The organism is Novosphingobium resinovorum, assembly GCF_036352595.1.
GTDB lineage: Bacteria > Pseudomonadota > Alphaproteobacteria > Sphingomonadales > Sphingomonadaceae > Novosphingobium > Novosphingobium resinovorum_B.
The window spans coordinates 69,841-93,951 of record NZ_JAZFAX010000020.1 but is presented as its reverse complement, the minus strand read 5'-3'; the positions used below and the strand labels follow the sequence as shown (position 1 = coordinate 93,951).

The 24,111-nt window shown below is 68.7% G+C and carries 12 protein-coding genes; 4 read left to right on the top strand and 8 right to left on the bottom strand.

The window, feature by feature from the left end:
* Positions 1–195: 195 nt before the first annotated feature.
* From V2S85_RS18030 to V2S85_RS18005, 6 genes are all read right to left on the bottom strand, one after another.
* Positions 196–6,468, bottom strand: coding sequence for an Ig-like domain-containing protein (locus V2S85_RS18030; RefSeq protein ID WP_330704224.1), 6,273 nt, complete (start codon positions 6,466–6,468; stop codon positions 196–198).
* Positions 6,469–6,510: 42 nt separating this feature from the next.
* Positions 6,511–7,698 (bottom strand): HlyD family type I secretion periplasmic adaptor subunit, encoded by a 1,188-nt coding sequence (locus V2S85_RS18025; protein ID WP_330704223.1) that lies wholly within the window; start codon positions 7,696–7,698, stop codon positions 6,511–6,513.
* Complete coding sequence (locus tag V2S85_RS18020; protein WP_330704222.1) at positions 7,695–9,779, bottom strand: type I secretion system permease/ATPase; 2,085 nt, start codon at positions 9,777–9,779, stop codon at positions 7,695–7,697. The genes V2S85_RS18025 and V2S85_RS18020 overlap by 4 nt, the downstream gene beginning before the upstream one ends.
* Positions 9,776–11,053 (bottom strand): TolC family protein, encoded by a 1,278-nt coding sequence (locus V2S85_RS18015; protein ID WP_330704221.1) that lies wholly within the window; start codon positions 11,051–11,053, stop codon positions 9,776–9,778. Before V2S85_RS18015 ends, V2S85_RS18020 begins: the two co-directional genes overlap by 4 nt.
* 251 nt (positions 11,054–11,304) lie before the next feature.
* Positions 11,305–12,324, bottom strand: coding sequence for an aldo/keto reductase (locus V2S85_RS18010; RefSeq protein WP_330704220.1), 1,020 nt, complete (start codon positions 12,322–12,324; stop codon positions 11,305–11,307).
* Entirely contained in the window at positions 12,321–13,187 is an 867-nt protein-coding gene (locus tag V2S85_RS18005) for an amidohydrolase family protein (protein ID WP_330704219.1), read from the bottom strand. Before V2S85_RS18005 ends, V2S85_RS18010 begins: the two co-directional genes overlap by 4 nt.
* Before the next feature lie 68 nt (positions 13,188–13,255).
* On the opposite strand from V2S85_RS18005, the gene V2S85_RS18000 reads away from it, so the two are divergent.
* The 4 genes from V2S85_RS18000 to V2S85_RS17985 are packed head-to-tail and all read left to right on the top strand — an operon-like array spanning position 13,256 to position 20,122.
* Positions 13,256–14,104, top strand: coding sequence for a fumarylacetoacetate hydrolase family protein (locus tag V2S85_RS18000; RefSeq protein WP_330704218.1), 849 nt, complete (start codon positions 13,256–13,258; stop codon positions 14,102–14,104).
* A gap of 59 nt (positions 14,105–14,163) precedes the next feature.
* A complete protein-coding gene (locus V2S85_RS17995) occupies positions 14,164–14,892 on the top strand; it encodes an SDR family oxidoreductase (RefSeq protein WP_330704217.1) in 729 nt (242 codons plus the stop codon).
* Positions 14,893–14,927: 35 nt separating this feature from the next.
* Positions 14,928–16,937, top strand: a complete 2,010-nt coding sequence (locus tag V2S85_RS17990) for a right-handed parallel beta-helix repeat-containing protein (RefSeq protein WP_330704216.1) — start codon at positions 14,928–14,930, stop codon at positions 16,935–16,937.
* Complete coding sequence (locus V2S85_RS17985) at positions 16,934–20,122, top strand: alpha-L-rhamnosidase (RefSeq protein WP_330704215.1); 3,189 nt, start codon at positions 16,934–16,936, stop codon at positions 20,120–20,122. Before V2S85_RS17990 ends, V2S85_RS17985 begins: the two co-directional genes overlap by 4 nt.
* A 186-nt stretch (positions 20,123–20,308) precedes the next feature.
* On the opposite strand, the gene V2S85_RS17980 is transcribed toward V2S85_RS17985, so the two are convergent.
* Together V2S85_RS17980 and V2S85_RS17975 are read right to left on the bottom strand one after the other, a co-directional pair.
* Complete coding sequence (locus V2S85_RS17980; RefSeq protein WP_330704214.1) at positions 20,309–22,363, bottom strand: glycoside hydrolase family 2 protein; 2,055 nt, start codon at positions 22,361–22,363, stop codon at positions 20,309–20,311.
* Positions 22,364–22,373: 10 nt separating this feature from the next.
* The gene (locus V2S85_RS17975) at positions 22,374–23,999 is read right to left on the bottom strand and encodes a glycoside hydrolase family 28 protein (protein ID WP_330704213.1); all 1,626 of its coding nucleotides are present in this window, start codon (positions 23,997–23,999) and stop codon (positions 22,374–22,376) included.
* Positions 24,000–24,111: the final 112 nt, after the last annotated feature.

The following is a 24,111-nucleotide window of genomic DNA, read 5'->3' as shown; positions in this document are numbered from 1 at the left end:
TATCATCATTCCCTTAGGGAATGTCAGTATGATCGTGGCTCGACGCCCGCACAAGCGGAGGTCGAATGTATCTTCCGGCAAAATGTCAGATTCCAGCTTCCGCGGGGGCGCGGCCGGCCTTGCGCGAGCCTGTGCAGCGATGGCCCTGAAGCAGTCGCCCCGCCGACCCGCATCTAGCGGGTCGGCGGGGGCAGATCAGGCGAAAGAGGCCTGGGTCAGCGCCTGGGCCTCGGTATTGGCGAGCACCGCGAGCACGTCGCCGCTGGCGGCATGGATGACCAGGCTGTCGCTTGCCGCAGCGCCGTTGCCTGCGGGATTGCCCTGGGCGATGGTCACGTCCTCGAAGCTGATGCCGCCCGGCAGGCGCAGATGGTCGGTGCCGATCTGGAAGTCGGTGACGAGATCCGTCATCGACAGCGTCTGTCCGTCCGGGGCGTCGAGGACGAAGAGGTCCGCGCCGTCGCCGCCGGTCAGCACGTCACGCCCCGCACCGCCGATCAGGGTGTCGTTGCCCGCAAGGCCGGAGAGGACATCGTTGCCCTCGCCGCCGATGAGCAGGTCGTGCCCGGCAGTGCCGGTGAGGTGCAGGCTGTCGCTGACGAGGTGCCCCTCGGCGTCGTAAGTCTGCACGAACAGGCCTTCCTGCGCGGGGGAGGGCACGCGCACGTCGATCGTCGCGTCCACCGTGTGGTTGGCCGGGATACCGCCCAGGATCAGCGAGATCTGCGCGTCGCGGCTGCCGAGCTGGTCGAGGATCGTCTCGGGCACGCGGTAGACGCCGTCCGCATCGGCGGTGAGGCCGGTGATGCGGATGATGCCGTTCACGGTCTCGGTGACGGTGACGCCCGGAATGTCGCCGAGGTAGAGCGAGTGCGGCTGTCCCGGGATGATCTGCAGCGTCACGCTGGTCGGGACGGCGCCATGGGTATCGACGTGGAACGCCTCTGCCCGCAGCCCGGTGGTGCCGTCGGGCAGGCGCCCGGCGTTGAGGCCGACGCCGGTGACGGTGTCCCCGGTGGTGATCGACCGCTCGATCTGCTGCAGCGCCGAGTCCGGATCGTAGACCACGTCCATGATCCCGTTCACATAGAACGAGAAGGTGCCCGGCAGGCCCGATGCGACCAGCGTGAAGCGGTTGTCGACCGCGAACTGGTCGAGCACGTCCTGCGTCACGGCGAACATTCCGTTCTCATCCGGGGTGATCGTGAGCTGATACAGGAACCCGTCGTTGCCGGTGCCCGAGAGCAGGAAGCTGGCATTGGCCGGAGCCCCGCCGAGGTAGATTTCAGTCGGCCGTCCGACGATGTTGTACAGGTTGCCCGCGCTGCCGCCGAGCATGATCGAGGCGCCGTACTGCTCGGCCGAGGTGCCGTAGCTCAGCACGTAGCCGCCGTTCTCCAGCGCTTGCAGGTCGAACGGCAAGTCCTCGTCCTGCAGCGCGACGGCGGGCAGGCCCTCCAGCAGGGTGACGCCGCCCTGCTTCGTGCCGTCCGCTGCGTAGCGCTGCACGGCCACACCGTCCACCTGGCCGTCCTTGTCGGCATCCACCGCCCAGTTGACGACATAGCCGCCATTGGTCAGCGGAGTGACGTGGACGGTGTTGTCGGTATCGTCGCCCGAGATCACGGCGCTGCCGGGGCCGTCGATGCGATCGCTCGAACCCGGCAGCATGACGCCGTTGGCATCGAAGGTGTGGACGAAAACGCCCTCCTGTGCGTCGGTGCCTGCGCGCACGCCGACGGTGCCGGTGAGGGTGCTGTTCGCGGCGAGACCGCCGACGATCAGCAGGGCCTGGAAGTCGTGGCCGTAAGTCTGCGCGAGGATGGCGTCCGGCACCGCATAGTCGCCGTTCGCGTCCGCCTGCAGGTTGGCGATCGTGATCGTGCCATTGGGCAGGCGCGTGGCGCCCGGTACGCCGGAGATGTCGACGTAGCTGCCGCCCGCGATCGTGATCTGCATGGTCACGAAAGTCGGCGTGCCGCTGGCGCTGTCGATGTGGAACACTTCCGAACGGGTGCTCGGCAGGTTGAGCACGCCCACGCCGCTCGATTGCACCGTGGCGGTTGCGGTCGTGTCCACGAGTGCGGCGTCGAGGTCGAAGATCCGGTCTGCCGACGACACCGCGAAAGCATAAGTCTGCTGACCCGAGGTGAAGCCGCTGGCCACGAGGGTCAGGCGGTTGTCGACCGCGAACTGGTCGAGGAGCGCCTGCGTGACCTCGATCCGCCCGTCGGACGAAGGCGTCACCGCGACGTTGATCAGCACGCCGCTCGCGTTGAGCCCGCGCAGCATGTAGCTCACGTTGCTGAGCGAGGCATCCACCTGGATGCTCGACGGAATGCCGATGATCAGCATCGTGGGCGCCGCCTGCGACAGCGAGACGTTGGTGCCGATCTGCTCCATCGACAGCGAATAGGTCAGCACGTGGCCGCCGTTCGCCAGCGCCTGCAGGTCGTAGGAGCCGACTTCGTCGATCTGGTCCAGCAACTGCTCGGTCACGCCCTGGAGCAGGGTGATGCCGCCGACCTTGGTGCCGTCCGCGCCGAAACGCTGGAAGGCAAGGCCGTCCGCATCGCCGTTGCCGTCGGCATCGACGACCCAGTTGACGGTATAGCCGCCACCGGGAAGCGCGGTGATCTTCGCCGCGCCGTCATCGTCGCCATCGCCGAGGAACGGGGCATTGCCGCCGTCCACGCGTTCACCCACCGGGCCGGTGGCGACGCCGTCGGGGCCGAAGGTCTGGACGAATACGCCCTCGACCGTGTCGATGCCCTCGCGCACGCCCGCCGTCGCGCTGACGGTGGTGCCGGCGGTCAGGCCGGTGACGACGAAGACCGACTGGAACGAGTCCTCGCCGAAGAACGTCAGCACCTCCTGGGGGATGCTGTACGTGCCGTCCGCCCCGGCGGTCAGGACCATGGTGAAGGTGCCGTTCGGCGTGGCCGTCAGCCCTTCGATCCCGGCGAAGTTGGGCACGGGCTGGGTATTGAAGGGCGCGATGTCGATCGTCGAGGTGATCGTGACCACGACGGCGCCCGGCGTGCCGGTCACGCTGTCGAGGTGCAGCGTCTCGACCCGGCCCTCGGGGCTGCCGAGCACGGCGATGCCGCCCTGCTGCACGGTCGCGGTGAGGGTGGTGCTCTCCAGCGACGCGGCGGGGTCGTAGAGTGCATCGATCTTCGCTTCGATCGCCACCATGACGGGCTGCTGCGGAGCCACGCCGCTCACGGTCAGTGCGAGGCGGTTGTCGAACGCGAACTGGTCGAGGATCGCCTGCGTGATCTGGATCCGGCCACCGTCAACGGTGAGCGCCACGGTACGAACCGCCCCGCTCGCATCAAGGCCCATCAGCGCGAACGTCGCACCGGTGGGGGCGTCGTAGACGTAGATGTCGGTCGGCTCACCGACGATCGGGGCCACCGGCGCCTGCGCCGAGAGCACGATGTTGCGATAGGACGTGTCCTGCGACAGTGTGAACGCCAGCGCATAGCCGCCGTTCGCGAGGGCGGTGAGGTCGTAGGCGGAATCGTCGCCCGCATCGGCTACCAGCTGCTCGGACAGGCCCTGCAGCAGGGTGATGCCGCCATCCTTGGCGCCGTCCGCCGCGAAGCGCTGCACGGCGATGGCGTCGGGCGTCTCGTCGTGGTCGAAATCGACCAGCCAGTGGACCACGAAGCCGCCGCCCGCGAGCGGGGTGATGCCGATCGTGCCGCCGTCGTCATCGTTCAGCACCGGCGCGCCGAGGCTGTCGATGCGCACATCGGGCGCGACGATGGGCTGGACCGAATAGACGTACTGGCCGGTGAGCGAGGGTGCGCTGGCATTCCCGGCGGCATCGGTGGCGACGGCCGAGTAATGCACCGCGCCTTCGCCCAACTGCGCGAGGTCGGCGGCGCTGAGCGCCACGGTGAAGGCGGTGCCGCTGACGGTCGCCACTTTCGTCAGGGTCACGTCGCCATTGGTCAGCGTAAGGGTGACGGTGCTGCCCGCCTCGGTCGTGCCGGTGATGGTCGTGCCGTCCGCCCCGCTGATCGCGGTGATCAGCGTACCCTCGGGCGTGGCGAGATCGCTCGGCGCGGCGGGCGCGATAGTGTCGGCGGTATCGAGGGTGATGACCGCAGGCAGGGAAGCCGGCCCGACCACGCCTGCAGCGCTGACGAACAGGGCCGTGAGCGACTTGGCGCCGTCCGCGCCGAGTTCAGCCGCCGAAAGCGTGAAAGTGATCGCGCCGGTTGCGCCTGCCGCCGGAATGTCGGCGGCGGTGAGGACGACGGATTTCACGTCGCTGCCGCCGATCATCAGCTTGAGCGTATCGCCCGCCTTGGCGCCGCCGACCGGATCGAAGGCGACGGTGACGGTGATGCCGTCCGCCACCTCGGCCGCCGTGACGCGCGCGCCGTCGTCGACGACGGGACGCTCGGGCGGCGCTATCCAGCCATCCGCGGGTGACTGGGGCTGGCCGACGGTGCCCACTTCACCGGCGGCGGTGTCGAGCTTGTCGGTGAGGGCGGCGCCTTCGTAGGCTGCCGGATCGACGGCCGCGCCGCCGCTGACCGCCGTGCCGGCCTGCGTGGCGAGGGTGTCCTGCGCGACGATCTGCGCGGCGGTGGCGGCGCCCAGCGTGCTGACCGCATCGCTGCCGCTGGCGCTCTGCACCGCGCCGTTGACGCTGGCCAGCGCCTCGCCGATCGCACTCGCCTGCGTGCCGAGGGCAGTGCTGCCGGTGGTGGTCGCCGCGCTCTGGATCACTGCGCTGACGACGGCGGCGTCGGACAGATCGGTATGGCCCGCTGCGATCTGGGCGGCGATGCCCTGGATTGCGGCCTGCGATCCCGTGTTGGCCCCGCCCGCTACGCCTGCCGCCTCGCTCGCCGAAGCGACTACGGAAAGAATATTGGCGACCTGGATCGCCGCCTTCTGCGCGGCCACGGCATTGGCCAGCGTCGCCGCGTCGGTGGAGGTGGTGATCGCGGCGAGGGGATCGAAGCTGGTGAGGTTCACCGAGGCATCGATGCCGAACGCGGCCTTCACTTGCGCCTCGGCGGCGGCAAGCTGCTGCGCGGTGGCATTGGCCGGGGTGAGCGCGGCGATGAGCGTGGTCAGCGGGGTCACGACGCTGGACCCGGCGGGCGCGACGAACATGCCCGTAAAGGCCTTGCCGGTCGCGATGTCGGTGGTGAGGTTGGTCCCGTCACCCGCGATCAGCGCAGTGGCGACGATCCGGCCGTTGCCGAGCAGGTCGTCGAAGTTGCCCAGGGAGTCCGTGGTGGTGTATTCCTCGGCGGTGAAGAAACCGTCGCCGTTGGCATCGACGAATGCCTCGCCGCTGTCGCGCACGCCGTTGTTGTTGGTGTCGGTAAAGCTTTCGTGGTCCCACACGCCGTTGCCGTCGGTGTCACGGAAGACGAGGGCATTGGCGAGGTAGCCGTCGACGACCTGTCCGCTCGTGCCCGGATCGAAGGCGATGGCGATCGGCGTCGCGGCACTCGAGGCGTTGCCCGCCGCATCGGTGAAGGCCGCGCCCGCGACCGCAACGTTGATCGTGCCGGGCAGGGTCGTGCGGTCCGGAGTAAGGGTGGCGGTATAGACCTTGGGGTCGCTGGCCGAGACGGCGAAATCACTGATGGCGCCGCCGGTTACGCTGACGTCGGCGGCGGTGAAGCCCGCGGGCGTTTCGCTGAACGTGAAGGTCAGCGTGGTCGTGAGGTAGCCGGTCAGGGAAGTGTCGGCGGCGGTGATCGCGACCGTTGGCGCCGTGGTATCCACCGTGATGCCGAGCGCCGAAGAGGCAGCGCCGACGTTGCCCGCCGCGTCGGTCGCGGTGGCGGTCAGGCTGTGCGCGCCTTGCGCCAGCGCCACGTCGATGCTGAAGGCACCGCTGGCGTTCGCCTTGCCGGTGCCGACGGTGGTGGCGCCGTCCTTGATGGTGACGGTCGCGTTGGCTTCGGCGGTGCCGGTGATGGTGAGGCCCGAGGTCTGGCTGGTCACGCGGTCGGAATTCGAGGTGCCGGTGTCATCGGCCGCCGCAAGCGCCAGCGCGGTCGGCGCGGCGGGCGGGGTGGTGTCGGTCGGCGTAGGGGTGGGCGTCGGGGTGGAACCACCGCCACTGCCGCCCGCAGCCGCCGCGACGATGCCGCCGAGTGCACCCGCACCGAGCAGGCCATAGAGCAGCCCGTTGCCGCCGCCCGTCTCCGCTGCGGGAGCCGCCGCCGCGTCGGTCGCAGCCGGAGCCGCCGCACCCGCTTCCGGCGCGTCCTGCATCGCCGCAAAGTAGGAATCGGGCGCCGAAACGCTCACTTCACCGTCCTTGTGGACGACCTTCGCATGATCGACGGTCAGTCCGGTCGCGTCATCGACCACGGTGACGACGGCGTCGGCATCGGCCGCCAGCACGTTGACGCCCTTGCGCAGCTTGATCGAGCGGATGGTCTTGCCGGACTTCGCGGAAATTCTCGCAACCAATGCCATCTGTAGTCACTCCATGGAAACGGGTTGTTCGGGATGCGCGGCTCAGTGCTCTCTGAAGGCTTCCTCGATCTTCAGGACGGGCCGCAGGAAATAGTCGAAGACGGTGCGCCGACCGGTCAGGATGTCGACGCTGCCGGTCATGCCGGGGATGATGGTGAGCGGCCTGCCCTGATGGACGAGCCGCGACTGCCCGGTGCTCACCAGCACGCGGTAGAAGGTTTCCTCGCCGCTCTTGCGGTCTTCGCGCAGGGTGTCGGGGCTGATGTTCTCGACCCGGCCCTTGAGCGATCCGTAGACGAGGTAATTGTACGCCGCGAGCTTGACCGTCGCGTCCTGTCCGGGGCGGATGAAGGCGACGTCGGCGGGGCGGATCTTAGCCTCCACCAGCAGCACGTCGCGGAACGGCACGATCTCCATGACCTGAGCGCCGGGCTGGACGACGCCGCCGATGGTGGTGACCTGCACGTTCTTGACGGTGCCCTGCATCGGCGCGCGCAGCACCGTGCGTTCCACCGCATCGCGGCGACCGGCGGCGACTTCGGAGACTTGCGCCAGTTCGCCTTCCATCTTGGACAGTTCGGTGCCGGCATCGGCGCGATAGCGGTTGGTACGCTCCGAGATCGCCGCCTGCGCCTCGTTGATCTGGCGGCGCAGGCGCAGCACGTCGACTTCGGGGACGAGGCCGCGCGCGCTCATCGGCTCGGTGATCGCCAGTTCGCGGCGCATCAGCGCGATCGAGGCGGTCAGCGCGGCGACCGCCTGATCCACCGCCTGACGGCGCACGTTGTAGGTGTCGGTCTCGTAGCGGACGAGTTCGGCGTCCCCCGATATTTCCCCGGGGAAACGCAGCGGCTGCGCGCTCGCCTCGGCCCGCAGGCGCGCGGCCGCGGCGATGAGCGAGCGGCGGCGCTTCTCCATCTCGTTGAACGAGGATTCGGCCCGCTTCGGATCGATCACGATCAGCGGCTGCCCGGCCTGCACGAGATCGCCTTCCCTGACCTTCACGGCCGAGACGATCCCGCCCTCGAGCGACTGGATGACCTGGATCTTGCCCGAGGGCACGATCTGCGCGGAGCCGGTGGTCACTTCCTCCAGCACCGCGAAGCGCGACCAGACGATGAGGCCGATCAGCGTCGTCAGCAGCACGACCGCGAAGATCAGCCATGCGGGGTGGCGATCATGGATCGTCGCCAGCGACAGAGGGGAGCGCAGGGCACGGGTATCGGTCATGACGCGGTCCTCACCTTGCCGTCGGAGAGCGCCTGCACCACCGCGTCGCGCGGTCCGTCGGCGACGATACGCCCGGCATCCATCACGATCAGGCGGTCCACCAGCGGCAGGATCGAGTGCTTGTGCGTGACGATGACGAAGCCCGCGCCCTTGTCTCCCAGCGCGGCAAGGGTGCGCAGCATCTCGGCCTCGGTCTGCTGGTCCATGGCCGAAGTCGGCTCGTCGAGCAGGTACATCGGCGCCCCGGCCATCAGCGCGCGGGCGAGGGCGACGGCCTGCCGCTGCCCGCCCGAAAGCGTGTCGCCCCGCTCGCCGACGCCCCGGTCGAAGCCGAGCGGATGCGCGGCGGCGAGTGCGGTGACGCCGGTGGCCTGCGCCACTTCCAGCATCCGTGCGTCGCCGGTGTCGGGCGCGGCCATCAGCATGTTCTCACGCAGCGAGCCATGGAACAGCCGCGCGTCCTGCCCGACGAGCAGCAGGGCGGCGCGGATGTCGGCAGGCTCGATCGCGGTCATGTCGACGCCGTCGAGGAAAGCCTGCCCCTCCTGCGGCCGATAGAGCGCGGCCAGCACGCGCAGCAGGGTGGACTTGCCACTGCCGATGCGGCCGAGAATGGCGATCTTCTCGCCCGGCGCGATCTTGAGCGAGACGCCGTCGAGCGCGGGCCTTGCGTCCTTCTCGTAGGCGAAGCTGACGCCGCGCAATTCGATTTCGCCGCGCCATGCATCGCTGGAAAGCAGGCGGCGCGCGGGATCGCGGTCCACCGGCAGGGCCATGATCCGGTTGAGGCTGGCGAGCGCCGAGCGCACCTGCTGGAAGCGCACCGCCAGCGAGGACAGCGTCACCAGCGGCGCCAGCGCGCGCGAATTGAGCTGCACGCAGGCGACCAGCGCGCCCGCCGTCGCCTCGCCGGTGCTGGCGAGGTAGACGCCCCAGGCCAGCATCAGCGCCGCCGCCGTCTGCTGCAGCGCCACGGTCACGTTGGTGACGAGGGTGGACCAGTGCTGGCTCGTCATCGCGCGTTCGGCGATGTAGCCGCTCGACATTTCGTGGCGGCGGCGCATCCGGCCTTCGGCGCGCAGGGCTTTCAGGGTTTCGAGGCCCTCGAGGCTCTCGATCACGGTGCCGTGGCGCACGGCGGCTTCGCGCAGGTTCTCGTTCGCGAGGCGCGACATGGGGATCTGCACGAAGAGTGAGAGCGCCATGACGACAAGGAAGGCGAGCAGCGGCACCGCCACCAGCTTGCCGCCGATCAGCGCGCAGACGCCAAGGAACAGCAGCGCGAAGGGCAGGTCGGCGATCGCGACCAATGTGCCCGAGGTGACGAAGCCGCGCACGGATTCGAATTCCTTGAGCACATTGGCGAAGGCGCCCGAGGACTGCGCCCGCGCCTCCATGCGGGTGGCGAGCACGCGGGAAAACACCGCGTCGCCCAGCACGAGGTCGATCTTCTTGCCCGCACTGTCGAGCGCCGCGCCGCGCACGCTGCGGGCGACGAACTCGAACACCAGCGCAAGGCCCACGCCCGCCAGCAGCGACCACAAGGTCACGAAGGCGAGGTTGGGCAGGATGCGGTCGTAGACGGTCATCATGAAGATGATCCCGCCCAGCGAGAGCAGGTTGATGACCGCCGAAAGCGCGGCGGCCTCATAGTAATAGCGCCGGTGTCGCCAGAGGACCGGCCAGAACCAGCCCTTACCCGAACCCTCGACGAGATCGTCCGCGCGCGAGTCTGCGGAGCGGGCCGGGGCGAAAGCGATGCAGCGGCCGAGGCTGTCAGCCGGCAGCCTTTGCCCGTCGGCTGTCGTGAAACCGCCATCAGTGAGGCCGGTCAGGACAACGGCACCGTCATCGGTCAGCGCCAGCGCGGGCAGCAGGTCGGTATCGAGCGCCGAGGAGGGCAACCAGCTTGCCTCGATGCCGAGTTCTGACAGTCCGCGCAGCACTTCGGCTTCCGCCTGAGCGCCGCGCAAGTGCGCCTTGAGCACCGCCTCGCTTGTGGCGATGCCGCGCAAGCGGAGGCATTCCGCCAAGGCGCGCGCCAGCGGCGTAGCGGTGGTGGTCTGGCTCATGTCGTTCATGGCTGCGGTCCCTGCGTTCCGGGCGGCAGCGGCTTGCCCCCATCACCCTCGACGACGGCGGGATAGATGCGGCCGAGCACGCCCATCAGCTGGTATTGCGTCTGGGCGATGTCGTAGCGTTCGTTGATGAGCTGGGCGCGCACGTTGAAGCGTTCGAGGTCATAGCTCAGCAGGTCGAGGATCGAGCGGCGCCCGATGCGGAACTGTTCGAAGACGACTTCGCGCGCTTGGTCAGCACGATCGACGAGGTTCTCCATAGAGGGCAGGCGCTCGGTGCGCTGGGCCTGGAAGGTCCACAGCCGCCGCGCCTGCTCGCCGAGCGACACGCGGGTCAGTTCGGCATTGGAGCGGGCGGATTCGAGCGTCGCCCTGGCGGATTCGTGCCGCGATCGCCCGCCGCCGCTGTCGAAGGGCACCATGCTGGCGTTGAGGCGGAAAGCGAAGGCGTTGAACAGCCGCGTATCGCCTTGCGAGGAAATGTCGGAAGTCCGCGCGCCTTCGAGCGCGAGGCTGGGCATCCACCAGTTCTTCGTGCCGCGCACGGTTTCGGCATTCTCGGCGACTTCGAGGTCGGCGATGCGCACCGCCGGGCTGACGGGAACGAGCCCTTGCGCATCCTCGGCATTGCGCGGGAGGAATGCGGCGATGTCCGGGATGCCGCCGGTGGGTTCGACCGGAAGCGCGGAAATCTCGCGGATGCGGGCGCGGGCTTCGGCCAGCGAAATCTCGCGGGTCTGCTGGGTGGTGACGGCCTGCTGCAGCCGCGATTCGACCATGACGACATCGGAAGCGCGGCCCCGGTCGTACTGCGCGATCTCCACCACCAGCTTGTCGAGCGTCTGCAGCGCCGACACCTGCTGCCAACTGACGAAAGCGAGATCGGACGCGCGGGCATAATCGATCCACGCCTGTGCAAGCTGAAATGAGATTTCGGCAAGGACGCTCTGTTCCTGCACCCCCAGAAGATCGACGCGCAGCTTGCGGCGGCGGATTTCCGCAGGCGTGCGGCCGCCGTCGAAGACCAGCTGGCTGACCTTGGCTTCGGGCAGGACGGTGAAGCCGCTGTTGCCGCCCACGGTCTGCCACCCGGCGTTCGTCTCCACGCCGACTTGCGGGCGATAAGCCGAGCGCGCTGCCGAGACATCCGCCCGGCCGCCACGCGACAGCTGCTGCGCCGCAACGATACGCGGGTGCCCCTGCGCCATGCGGCCGAGCACTTCGCCAAATGTTTCCGCATCGGCCGGACACGCCTGAAGCGCCAGTGCCGCCAGCACCAGACACCTCTGCCCCCGGCCCGGGATCCAAGATCCCGCACCCCCTGGTCGCACCCTAGAATTGGCCCCTTTGCCGCAAGAACCGCAGCCGGAACGCAAACGTCCGGCTTGGCCAAGTACTTAGATCGACGACAGGCTAAAGGTCGCCCCCGCGTCCTTCACCCCACGATCATGGTATATGGCCCGATATTTCTTCAAGCAATCCACATTCTTACGGCGATGAAGCGATGTTAATCGCCGTCTGCACCGCGTTACTCGGAAGGGCAGGCCGGGGCTGCGCAGCCCGCCGATGGCTCGATCAGTCCGGCGGCGGCGAGTGCGTCCCAGAACGCTTCCGGGATCGGGTGGGCCATCAAGGTGACGGCGCTGTGCAGTTCGGTGGTGGAGGCGATGCCCGGGATCACCGCGTCGATCACCGGATGGCGCACCGGGAACTGCAGCGCCGCGGCGGCGAGTGGCACGGCGAAGTCGGCGCACACGTCCTCGATCCGCCCGACCCGCTCGATCACGGCGGCGGGCGGCGCCCCGTACTCGTACGGGGCCGGCGCCGCGTGGCGCACCCCCCGCGCCAGGATACCGGAATTGAACGGCGCCCCGGCGATCACCCGCACCCCGCGCCGCGCGCAGAGGGGGAACAGCGTGGCGAGCGGCGACTGCTCCAGCAGCGTGTAGCGGCCTGCCAGCAGGATCACGTCGAGGTCGGCATGGCCCAGCACCTCCTCGCAGATCGCCGTTTCGTTGACGCCCAGCCCGATCGCGCCGACCGCGCCGCTGCCCCGCAGTTCGAGCATGGCGCGCAGGCCGCCGTCCAGGAACTCGCGCAGCCGCGCCTCGTGCGCCTCGCCATGGGCGTAGCGGCCGATGTCGTGGGCCAGCAGCACGTCGATTCGGCCCCGGCGCAGGCGCTTCAGGCTGTCCTCGTACGAGCGCATGACGGCGTCGTAGCCGTAGTCGAACACACTCTCGAAGGGCTCGGGCGAGACGAAGCCCTGCCTTGGGGCAGTCAGGTCGGCACCGGGCGCGGGTGCCAGGCGGCGGCCCACCTTGGTCGAGACCAGTGCCTCTCCGCCCGGATCGAGCCGCGCGAGCACCGTGCCGAGCCGCTTTTCGCTGAGGCCGAAGCCATAATGCGGGGCGGTGTCGAAATAGCGCAGGCCGGCCGCCCATGCCGCCTCGATCACCGCGAAGGCATCGGCTTCGGCGACCGGGCGGTAGAGATTGCCGACGGCCGCGCAGCCGAAGCCCAGGGTGCCGGGAAAAGTCGGTGTCATGCCTGTTTCAGTCCGTAGAATTCGCGCGCCGCGCCTTCGAACAGGCGGGGACGGTCGGCGTCGCCGATGAGCGCGAGGGTATCGGCGATCCAGTCGCCGTAGCGGTCGCCTGCATGGTGCAGCACCGGCCAGTCCGAACCCCACATCGCGCGCGCGCCGAAGCTTTCCAGCACATGCGCGACATAAGGCGCGAGCGCGGCGCCGTCCTGGCCCTGCGCCTGCTGCGTGCGCAGTCCGGAGAGCTTGCACCAGACGTTGGGCAGCGCGGCGAGCGCGGCCAGGTCCGCGCGCCACGGATCGAGCGTCAGGGTCGCGGCGTCCGGTTTCCCGGCGTGGTCGATGACGATCGGCAGGGCGGGCCAGCGCCGCGCGAAGCGGGCGAGGGCGGGCAGGTGGCGCAGTTCCACCAGCGCGTCGAAGCGCAGGCGGTGAGCGATTATGGCGTCGATGGCGGGCGCGAGGTCGCCGCGCAGGATCCATTCGGCATCGGCGATCGCCTGCAGCATCGGGCGCAGGCCGAGGCACTTGGGCCGGGCGGCCAGCGCGGCGATGCGCGCGGGCGCCTGCGGGGCATCGAGCGCGGCCCAGGCGACGACGCCGAGCACGCCCGGCTCGCCGGCGGCCAGCGCGAACAGCCAGTCGGTGTCGCGGTCGTCGGGCTGGGACTGGACGAGGACGGTGCCGACCAGGTCGATGTCCGCCGTTTCCGCCGCGAGGTCGACCGGCAGGAAATCGCGATGGAGCAGGGGCCAGTCGGCATCGGGCCATGCGCACTCGGGCGCGGTGATGCGCCAGAAGTGCTGGTGCGAATCGAGGACACGCTGCGCTGCTGCGCCTTCCCGGCTTGCTTCCTGCTTAAACATACTACATCATACAAATAGACGGACGGTTGTCCATGCCGTCCGTCGATCATGACGAAAGGATGCCACGAATGAAACTGTGCCGTGTCGGGGAACCCGGAAACGAGCGCCCCGCGATGATCGATGCCGAGGGCGGCATCCGCGACCTTTCCGGCCATGTCGCCGAGATCGGACCCGATGCGATCGGTGCCGAGGGGCTGGCGCGCCTTGCCGCGATCGATCCGGCCTCGCTGCCGCTGATCGACGGGGCGGTGCGCTATGGCCCCTGCGTCGGGGGCACGCGGCAGTTCGTGGCGATCGGCCTCAACTATGCCGACCACGCCGCCGAATCGAACCTGCCGATCCCCGAGGAGCCGGTGGTCTTCAACAAGTGGGTCAGTTGCATCCAGGGGCCGAACGATCCCGTCCCCGTCCCGCCCGGCTCGCGCAAGACCGACTGGGAAGTGGAACTCGGCGTCGTCATCGGCACCGAGGCCTATCAGGTGGACGAGGCCGCCGCGCTCGATCACGTCGCGGGCTACTGCGTCATCAACGACGTGTCGGAGCGCGAGTGGCAGCAGGAACGCGGCGCCACCTGGGACAAGGGCAAGGGCTTCCCCGGCTTCGGCCCGATCGGCCCGTGGCTGGTGACGGCCGACGAAGTGGGCGATCCGCAGGGGCTGGCGATGTGGCTGGAGGTCAACGGGAAGCGGGTACAGGACGGCAATTCCGCGACGATGATCTTCACCGTGGCGCAGATCGTCTCCTACCTCAGCCGGTTCATGCGCCTGCTGCCGGGCGACGTCATCACCACCGGCACGCCGCCGGGCGTCGGCCTCGGCCAGAAGCCGGAGCCCTGGTATCTGAAAAGCGGCGACCTGGTGACGCTCGGCATCGAGAAACTCGGGAGCCAGCGGCAGGAGTTCGTCTCCGCCAATTGACACCGTGCGCACCATGCGCTTAAATCATCATACGTATTATGTAATGATGGAGAGAGGGCATGGGGCGTTTGGCGGGGAAGACCGCGCTGGTCACGGCGGCCGGGCAGGGCATCGGCCGGGCCAGCGCGGAAGCGTTCCTGCGCGAAGGCGCGCGGGTGATCGCGACCGACATCCGCGAGGACGTGCTGGCGGACTTCGCCGGGGCCGAAACGCGGGTGCTCGACGTGACCGACCCGGCGGCGATCAGGGCGATCGCTGCCGCGCATCCCGAGATCGACGTGCTGTTCAACTGCGCGGGCTTCGTCCATGCGGGCACGATCCTCGACTGCGACGAGGAGGCGCTGGATTTCTCCACCGCGCTCAACGTCACCGCGCAGTACCGCATGATCCGCGCGCTGCTGCCGAACATGATCGCGCGGGGCTGCGGATCGATCATCAACATGTCCTCGGTCGCCTCCAGCGTGAAGGCGGTGCCCAACCGCTTCGCCTATTCGACCACCAAGGCCGCGGTGATCGGCCTGACCAAGTCGGTCGCGGTGGACTTCGTGACGCAGGGCGTGCGTTGCAATGCGATCTGCCCCGGTACGGTGGAGACGCCCTCGCTGATCCAGCGCCTGCACGACACCGGCGACTTCGAGCGGGCCTATGTCGATTTCACCGCGAGGCAGCCGATGGGCCGCTTCGGCAGGGTGGCGGAACTGGCGGCGCTGGCGGTCTACCTCGCATCCGACGAGTCCGCCTTCACCACCGGGGCGATCCACGTCATCGACGGTGGCTGGACGAGCTGAAAAAACGACGCTGAAAAAACGACAGGGAGAGTGACATGAACAAGGCCCGCCGCATCGCGCGCCATCTGGCCGTTCTGGCCGCGAGCGTCAGTGCCCTGCCGGCGATGGCGCAGGAGCGTGCCGTCGAGGTCCACGTCTCCCCCACGGGTGACGATCGCAACCCCGGCACCGAGGCGCGGCCCGTGCGCTCTCTCACCCGCGCGCAGGCGCTGGTAAGGCGCAGCAATGCGGGGGGCGACGTGACGGTCTTGCTGGGCGAGGGCACGTACCGGCTCGACGCGCCGCTGGCGTTCCGCCGCGCGGACGGCGGGCAGGGTGGCCACAGCGTGACGTGGAAGGCAGCGGCAGGAGCGCATCCGGTGATCTCGGGCGGGATGACGGTGACGGGTTTCAAGCCCTATGACGCTGAGCGGCGCGTGTTCGTGGCGGACGTTCCCAAGGGCCTCGACACCCGCCAGCTCTGGATCAACGGCACCTTGGGCGAACGGCCCTGGGTGGAACTGCGCGCTGGCGACGTTACCTTCGATGCGACCGGCTTCACGGTGGTGAACCCGAAGCTGGACTGGCTCTCCACGCTGGCGCGGCCCGACCGGGTGGAACTGGAAGCGACCGGCTTCTTCACTGACCGCGTCTCTCCGGTGAAGGGTATTGCGGGAAGCAAGGTCACGATGCAGCAGCCCGCCTGGGACAACAACACCTGGGGCTACGACACGATATCGAAGCCGATTTTCCCGGACGACAGCCGCCTGTTCCTCGTCGGCGCGCCGGAGTTCATCGGCAAGGCGAACGACTGGCATTCGCGCCCCTACCAGTGGGCGATCGACCCGCAGGCGGGCAAGCTCTACCTGCGCATCGGGCTGGACGAGGACATCGCAGGCCGCGAGGCCGTGGTGCCCCGGCTGGAGGCGCTCGTCTCCATCGCCGGCACGCCCGACGCCCCGGTGGAGCACCTGCACTTCGAGGGGCTGCGCTTCTCGCACACCAGCTGGCTCGGCCCTTCGCGCCCGACCGGCTACGCCAACCAGCAGAGCGGCGCGTTCCTCTACGAGACCTCGCCGATCCGTCCGGCGGACGCCTGGAAGACCTGCGGCTGGGGCTGCACCGAGTTCGAATCGATGCGCCAGAAGTGGCACCAGATGCCCGCCGCCGTGCAAGTGGCCGCCGCGCGCGACGTGACTTTCGCGGGCAATACCTTCTCGCAGCTGGGGCAGGTGGCGCTGGGCATCGGCAACGACGCCAACGCCAACCTTTCGGGCGTGGGGCTGGCGACGCAGGGGGTGCGGGTGACGCATAACCGCTTCGCCGTGCTTTCGGGCAGCGCGATCATGGCGGGCGGCGTGCGGATCGAGGCGCACCATCCGGATAACGCGAACCTCGTGAACCGCGACCTCGCGATCGAGGACAACACCGTCGCCACCGTTTCGCAGGACTACCGCGACAATGCCGCGATCCTGACGACCTACATCTCCGGCGCGCGCATCGCCCACAACGACATCACCGACGCGCCTTACGACGGCATCGCGGTGGGCTGGGGCTGGGGCTACAACGACGCGGGCGGCAACCCGAACTACGATGAGAACGCGAAGGGCTACGTCCACAACACCAGGTTCACCACGCCCACGACGCTGCGCGACACCGTGATCGAGGGTAACCGCATCCACGGCGTGAAGACCTGGTTCATGGACGGCGGGGCGATCTACAACCTCTCCGCCAATCCCGGCGCGGTGATCCGGGGCAACCACATCTTCGACATCGGCAACAAGATCGCGATCTATCTGGACGAGGGATCGAAGCACTTCCGCGTCACCGGTAACGTCGTCGAGACCGGGGGCAAGTGGCTGAACATCAACACGGCGGGCGCGATGTACAAGCGGCGCATCTCCACCGACAACGTGGCGAGCGGCAACTGGCACACGGTCAACACCACCGGCGGCCGCTGGCTGGAGGAGATCGGCAACACCGCGAAGGACAACACGCTGGTCCCCGATCGCAACTGGCCCGCAGCGGCGCAGGCGGTGATCGACAGCGCGGGGGTGCGCAAGTGACGGCGTTGGACCGCCGCGCGCTGCTCAAGGGCGCGGGTGCGCTGGGGGCAACCGTAGGCGTGCCGCTGCATGGCGCACTTGCACAGGATGTGGCGGCCTTGCGCATCGTCGATCTGCGCGCCGAGGGGCTGGTCGATCCCATCGGCCTCGACATGCAGGACGTGCGCTTGTCGTGGCGGCTGGAAAGCGAACGGCGCGGGGTGGAGCAAGTCCGCTGCGAAGTGCAGGCCGCTTCCACCCGCGCGTTGCTGGAAGCGGGAACACCGGACTTGTGGCACGCGGGCGAAGTGCTCACCCGGCGCAGCATGGACATGGGCTGGCTCGGCGCGCCGCTGAAGTCGCGCCAGAAGGTCTACTGGCGCGTGCTGGTGCGCGACGACGCGGGCAAGCGCGCCGCCAGCGCGGTCGCCAGCTTCGAGATGGGTCTTCTCGACAAGGCGGACTGGCAGGCGCAATGGATCGAGGCGCAGACCGACCTCGAACGCGCTGACCGCGCCGCCGGGCTCGTCTGGATGCGCGGGGACCGCACTGCGGACGACAGCCCGCGCTTCTTCCGCATGGTCTTCGACCTCGACAGAGCAGGGGAGGTGACGCTATTCACCGGGGCCAACTTCAAGTCCACGCTCTGGCTCGACGGGGAGCAGGTGCAGGTGCCGCTGGGCTTCAAGCGCTTCGGCATCGATCCGGTGGAGGCGACGACGCGCCAGCTTGCGGCAGGGCGCCACGTCCTCGGCTTCCGGGTGGAGAACCCGCGCGGCTTCAACGGCCCGAAGATCCACGAGATCGCCGCCACCGCCATGATCCGCAGCCCCGCGCGCCGCATCACCAGCGAAGGCATGCGCACCGCGCTTCATGCAGGCGAGGGCTGGTCGACGGTCGGCTTCGACGACAGCCGCTGGGACAAGGCCGCCCGCTCGGCGCAGCAGCCGCAGGGTTTTCCGCGCAGCGGCGCGTACATGCTGCGCCGCGAGTTCAGGCTGGGCAAGCCGGTGCGGCAGGCGCGCCTGCGCATGACCGCGCTGGGTGCCTACGTGGCCGAGATCAACGGGCAGCGGATCAGCGACGCGTGCCTCGCACCCGAAAGCAGCGACTTCCGGTTCACCGCGCTCTACCGTACGTATGACGTCACCGCGCTGCTGCGCCCGGGCGCCAACGCCATCGGCGCGATGCTGGGCGAGGGGTGGTACGGCAGCTATCACGCCCCCGCCGGTCGCTATGCCTTCGGCGACCCGCCGCTGCGCCTCTTCGCGCAGCTGGAGGTGGAGCACACCGACGGCACCCGCTCCATCGTGGCGACGGACAAGGACTGGCAACTGCGCCCCGAAAGCCCGGTGACGCAGGCCGAGATCTACTACGGCGAGGACTACGATGCGCGTCTCGATCAGCCGGGCTGGTCGCAGGCGGGTTTCCGGGGGGCGGGCTGGGTGCCCGCGCGTATCGGCAGGACACCGCCCTGTGCGCTCGTCTCCCATGTCGGACCGCCGCTCAGGCCGATCGAGCGGATGGTGGCGAAGTCGATCACCAGTCCGGGCGGGGACCGGCACGTCGTCGATTTCGGGCAGAATTTCGCGGGCTGGGTGGAGCTGAAGACCAGTGGCCGGGCGGGGCAGCAGGTCTCGCTCAAGTTCGCGGAGATCCTCGGGGCCGATGGCGCGGTCGATCAGGCCAACTTGCGATCGGCGCGCTGTGCCTGTCTCTACACCCTGCGCGGCGATCCGGCGGGCGAGACTTATCAGCCGCACTTCACCTACTTCGGCTTCCGCTATGTCGAGGTCAGCGGCCTTGGCCGGGCACCGACGGAGGAGGAGATCGCCGGGATCGTCGTCTCCAGCGCCTTGCCTGAAACCGGCCGCCCGCTGATCGGGAACCGGATCATCCAGGGCCTTTGGCAGAACAGCCGCTGGAGCCAGCGCTCCAACTTCTTCGGTGTCCCCACCGATTGCCCCCAGCGCGACGAGCGGCTGGGCTGGACCGGCGACGCCAACGTGTTCTGGGACGCGGCGGCCTTCACCATGGACGTCGGCCCCTTCACCCGTCGCTTCATGGGCGACATGCGCGATGCGCAGGGGCCGCGCGGGGAATTCCCTGATTATGCGCCCTCGGGCTGGCAGGACCAGTTGCTCGGCGCGTCTCCCGGTTGGGCGGATGCGGGGGTGATCCTGCCGTGGACGGTGTGGCAGCGCTATGGCGACACCGCGATCGTCGATCGCAACTGGTCGGCGATGACTCGCTACATGACGTTCATCGCGCAGAACAATCCCGACAAGGTCTGGCGGACCTTGCGCGGCTACGACTACGGCGACTGGGTGGCGCTCGACGCGAAGGAACCGGGCGACGAGACGACACCCAAGGATCTGATCGCCACCGCCATGTGGAAGCGCTCGGCGGACGCCATGGCGGACATGGCCAAAGGCTCGAAGCGCCAGCCCGAGGCGGAGCGCTACGTGCAGTTGTCGAAGGATATTGCTGCAGCATTCGGTGCAGCATTCGTCAGGCCGGACGGCAGCGTGGGCAACGGTTCGCAGTGCGGCTACATCCTTGCGCTGCGTTTCGGGCTGGTGCCGGAAGCCTTGCGCGCGGCGGCGACGGCCAGACTGGTGGCCGACATCCGGCGGCGCGGCACGCTGCTGTCCACGGGCTTCCTCGGCACCCCCTTCAGCCTCGACGCGCTGGCCGATCAGGGCGAGCATGCGCTGGTTTACGATCTGCTGTTGCGCACCGCGTTCCCCTCGTGGGGCTATATGATCGCGAAGGGCGCGACGACGATCTGGGAGCGCTGGAACGCCGACATGGCGGATGCCTCGATGAATTCGTACAACCATTATGCGCTGGGGGCGGTGACGGGCTTCGTGTTCCGCCGTATCGCCGGGATTGACCCGCTGGATGCGGGCTTCCTCAAGTGGCGCTTCGACCCGGTGCTGGACCCGCGCCTGCCGCGCGGCGGAGCGAGCTACGACAGCGTGCTGGGGCGCATCGTGACGGACTGGACTTATGCGCCGGAGCGATCCGAGGCGCGGTTCGAGGCGCGGATCGTGGTGCCCGCCAATTCGCGCGCCGAGGTATGTTTGCCCGCACGCTCGGTGGATGCCGTTCGCGAGGGCGGGCGGCCGGTTTCCGGGGTGCAGCGCGGGGACCGCGTGGTCGTGGAAGTGGGGTCGGGGGAGTATCGCTTCACGGTGGCGTGATTCCCGCACTCCATTTCGTCACCCTGAACTTGTTTCAGGGTCCATCGTGCGATGCCCCTGACGTTGCGTGTTCACGCCAGCCAAGCGGCTTAGTGGCTCTAGGCTCCGGCCCGTGCCGAGGGATGGACCCTGAAACAAGTTCAGGGTGACGGGAAGGGAGGTGGATTGCTCGCTGCCCCACTTTCCCTAAGGCTGCGTCTCCCACGTCCATTCCACCGTATCCGCCAGCGCCCCCGACCGGGCCTCCACCCGGTTCGCACCCGGCGCGAGGTCCAGCGGCCACGCCGCGATGTGGTCCGTCACCGGCACTTTCGTCCAGGCGCCGCCGTTGAGGCGCATCTCCACCTCGCTCTGGTTGGTGAAGGCCTGCGCCGTCACCCGCTGCGTCCGCTTGTGCAGGTCGCGGCGGCTGGCGATGTGCAGCATCGGCGTGTCCGACCAGTTGGCCTGATACCAGTACCAGGCGTCCTTGCGCACCTTGCGGTCCTCGGTGACGAGGCCCTTGTCGTTGATCGCGGGGCGGTCGCCCTCGTTGCGCTTGAACGAGGGAAAGTCGATCCCCACCCATACGAAAGTGGACCACAGGAACGGCCGCTTTTTCATTTCGCGCCAGTGCTTGACGTGGAAGTCGGTCTGCCACTGCTCGGGGTGCCAGTAGCCGTTCGATTCCGGGCGCTTGAGCACCGGGTCTTCCTGATGCAGCACGCTGGCCCCGGCGCCGTATTCGCTGACGCCGATGGGACGGCCGGGCAGTTTGGCGTGGAGTTCGTCGGCCCATGGCCCGATGTCTTCCGCCTGCGTCCAGTACCACCCGAAATAGCGGTTGTAGGACACCGTGTCGCTGTGCCGCGCGATGGGGTCGTCGTCCGCGAGGCAGCAGTGCGCGTATGTCGTCGGCCGGGTGGGATCGAGCGTCTTGGCGGTCGCCTGCAATTCGGCGAGGATGCGGTTGGATGCCGCGTCCGATTTGCGGATCTCGTTGCCGATGCCCCACAGCGCCACGGACGGATGGTTGCCGGTCTGCGCGATTAGCTCGCGCATCTGCTGGACGAGGTTCTCGCGGAAGGCGTCGGAAGGATCGTGGTCGTCGATCAGCGGCACTTCGGTCAGCACCAGCAGGCCCAGTTCGTCGGCACGTTCGTATACCCGCTGCGGATGTTGCATATGCGCGAGCCGCAGGCCGGTCGTGCCCATCTCGGCGAAGAGGTTCAGGTCTTCGTCAATTTCCGCCGAAGTCACCACCGGGCCGCGCCCGAAGCGGGTGGGCAGTTGCAGGTTCACCCCGCGCAAGGGATAAGGCGCGCCGTTGAGCAGGAACGTGCCGTCCGGCTTCACCGCGACCGTGCGGATGCCCAGCGGGGCGCTCTGGCTGTCGATGACTTTGCCGTCCTCGGCGATTTCGGTGACGACGCGGTAGAGGTAGGGGGCCTTGATGCCCTGCCACAGTCGCGCATTGTGCAGGGCCAACGACTGTTCGAGGTTCTGACGTGCGCCTGCGCCGAGCGCCACCGCGCGCGATGCTTTCGCCACCACTTTGCCGCCCGCGTCGAGCACGCGGCTGTTCAGGGTGAAGCGCGCGGGAGCGGTGCGGTCGTTGCGCAGCAGGACGGTGAGGCCGACACTCGCCTCGCGGCCCTTCAGCGCGGTGGTGCGCACGGCAAGGCCCGGCCCGCCATGGTCGAGCCGGTCGAAGGCCAGCGCGTCGCTCTCGATCAGCGTGACCGGGCGGGCGAGGCCGCCGAAGACGTTGAAATCGCCGTTAAGCGGCGCGATCGTGGTGTCTCGCGCGTTGTCTACGCGCACTGCCAGCACGTTGGCGCCGTCGCGCAGCGCTTCGGTCGCGTCGAGGCGGAAGGCGCCGTAGCCGCCCTTGTGCGCGCCCAGCCGCTTGCCGTTGAGCCAGACTTCGGCCTTGAGCGAAACGCCCGCGAACTCCAGCAGCGTGCGCTTGCCGGGCGTGGGCCGGGCCTCGAAGTTCAGGCGATACCAGGCGGGGCCGCGATAGTAGACGCCCTCGGGCTCGCCGCGCGCCTTGGCGCCGCCGATGCCGGAATCGCCCGCGTTGTAGGTGTGGGGGACGGAGACGGTCTGCCAGGCACGGTCGTCGAAGGCGGGCGCCTCGGCCCCGGCGGCGTCGGTCTTGAGGAAGTGCCAGCCCTCGGCCAGCGGGCGCTCGCTGGCGGCGAGGACCGGCAATGGCGCGGAAGCGAGCAGGGCGGTGAGAAGAGGGCGCAGAAGCATCGTCGGTCCTTCAGGAGAGTTTCGCCACATCGCCGATCGCGATGTCGCTGCTGGCGGCGCTGCGCACCGCGCGGGCGCGCTCGTGCGGGGAGCGCAGGCCATCCACCAGCGCGCCCGCCACGTCGTCGAACACCACGGCGGGCCGCGCGTCGGGCGCGTCCACCGCGAAGGTCACGTCCTTGAGCATCACGTTGCGGGCATGGCGCACATAGAGGCCGTGCGCGGGGAACGTCCCCATGAAGCTGGGTTCCAGGCTGGAGGCGGGCCGCTCGGGAATGGTCCGGCCTGCATCCTCGCCCGTGCCGCCGCCGGCCGAGCGGACGTGGACATCCACGAAAGTCACATCCTCTATCGGCGCGCCGGGATTGCCGACTACGCCGCAGGCGTAAGGACCGGGCGCGCCCGAGACGTTGATGCCGGAAAACCGCACGCGCCGCACTTTCGAGGGGCCATTGCCCAGAGGCGCGCGGTTGCGGGCGGCTAGGCGCACGAAGATCGGGTGGTTCACCGGATTGCGCAAGTTGATGTCGCGGAAGGTCACGTCCTCCAGAACGCCGCCGTCGATCGCGCCCAGTTGCAGTCCGCGCGTGTTCTCGCAGGTGCAGTCGGCGATCAGGATATTGCGGAAGCCCGTGGCGGAATCGGTGCCCAGCTTGATCCGGCCGAGCACACCGACGTCGTCCACGGAACGGTAGGTGGAGGGCCGATAGCTGCCGTCCACCAGCGCGCCCAGATCGTAGCCGCTGGTCTTGCAGCCGATCACCGAGACCTCCTCGCAGAACACCGGCTCGTTCAGGGCATAGCTGCTCTTGAGGACGATGGCGTCGTCCTTGGGGGCGTTCACCACGCAGTTGGTGACGCGCACGTCGCGGCAGCAGTCGATGTCGATGCCGTCGCGGTCGGTGTCGACGGTCAGGTTGTCGATGGTGACATTGCGCGATCCCAGCACGTAGCAGGCGAAGTGGCCGCCCTGCAGGATCGTGAAGTCGCGCATCAGGACACCCCGGCAACGCTTGAGCGCCACCGCCTTGTTGCCGCGCCCTTCGTAGGCCATCTCGCGCGGGATGGCGCGGCGCGCGGCATCGGGCGAGAGGCCGAGTTCCTTCGGCGACTTCCACCCCTCGATCCCGTGCCAGCGCGGGGCGGGGCCCTCGCGGTCGAGGCCGAGGCCGTGGATCAGCCCGCGCCCGATGATCGCCACGTCGGTCAGGTCGATGCCCGAGATCAGCGCATTGCGGAAATGGGCGACGCCGTAATCGACGTATTGTTCCTCGTAGACGCCCTCGGGCAAGTCGTAGGCGCCCTTGTGGCGGCGCGGGTCGGCGGCCTCGATCACGCTGCCGGGCATCAGCAGCAGGGTGACATGGCTGCGCAGGCGGATCGAGAAGCACAGGTAATGGCCCGGAGGGACGACCACGGTGCCGCCGCCCGCATCGCTCGCGGCGGCGATGGCGCGGTTGAAGGCATCGGAATCGATCGCGGCGCCGTCGCCCTTCGCGCCGTGGTCGCGAACGTCGTGGAAGCCGGACAAGGCCCCTGTGGCGCGCACCGGCGCCGCGCTCATCGCGAAGGCCGCGCCCATGCCTAGCGTCACGGCGCGGCGGCTGAACTCCGCCCGTTCGATCACGCGGTTCACGTCCTGCTCCCTCAAAATTATGTTGTATGATGTATTACATAATGGATGAGGGATGCCAAGCCGTTGCGAAGGGAATTTACTCGCGGAAGGGCGCGCGAACCGCCGAATTTGA

Bases quoted from the DNA above. Each gene is read 5' to 3' on its own strand.
- V2S85_RS18030 (WP_330704224.1), bottom strand. From the start codon at position 6,468: ATGGCATTGGTTGCGAGAATTTCCGCGAAGTCCGGCAAGACCATCCGC.
- V2S85_RS18025 (WP_330704223.1), bottom strand. From the start codon at position 7,698: ATGACCGATACCCGTGCCCTGCGCTCCCCTCTGTCGCTGGCGACGATC.
- V2S85_RS18020 (WP_330704222.1), bottom strand. From the start codon at position 9,779: ATGAACGACATGAGCCAGACCACCACCGCTACGCCGCTGGCGCGCGCC.
- V2S85_RS18010 (WP_330704220.1), bottom strand. From the start codon at position 12,324: ATGACACCGACTTTTCCCGGCACCCTGGGCTTCGGCTGCGCGGCCGTC.
- V2S85_RS18005 (WP_330704219.1), bottom strand. From the start codon at position 13,187: ATGTTTAAGCAGGAAGCAAGCCGGGAAGGCGCAGCAGCGCAGCGTGTC.
- V2S85_RS18000 (WP_330704218.1), top strand. From the start codon at position 13,256: ATGAAACTGTGCCGTGTCGGGGAACCCGGAAACGAGCGCCCCGCGATG.
- V2S85_RS17995 (WP_330704217.1), top strand. From the start codon at position 14,164: ATGGGGCGTTTGGCGGGGAAGACCGCGCTGGTCACGGCGGCCGGGCAG.
- V2S85_RS17990 (WP_330704216.1), top strand. From the start codon at position 14,928: ATGAACAAGGCCCGCCGCATCGCGCGCCATCTGGCCGTTCTGGCCGCG.
- V2S85_RS17980 (WP_330704214.1), bottom strand. From the start codon at position 22,363: ATGCTTCTGCGCCCTCTTCTCACCGCCCTGCTCGCTTCCGCGCCATTG.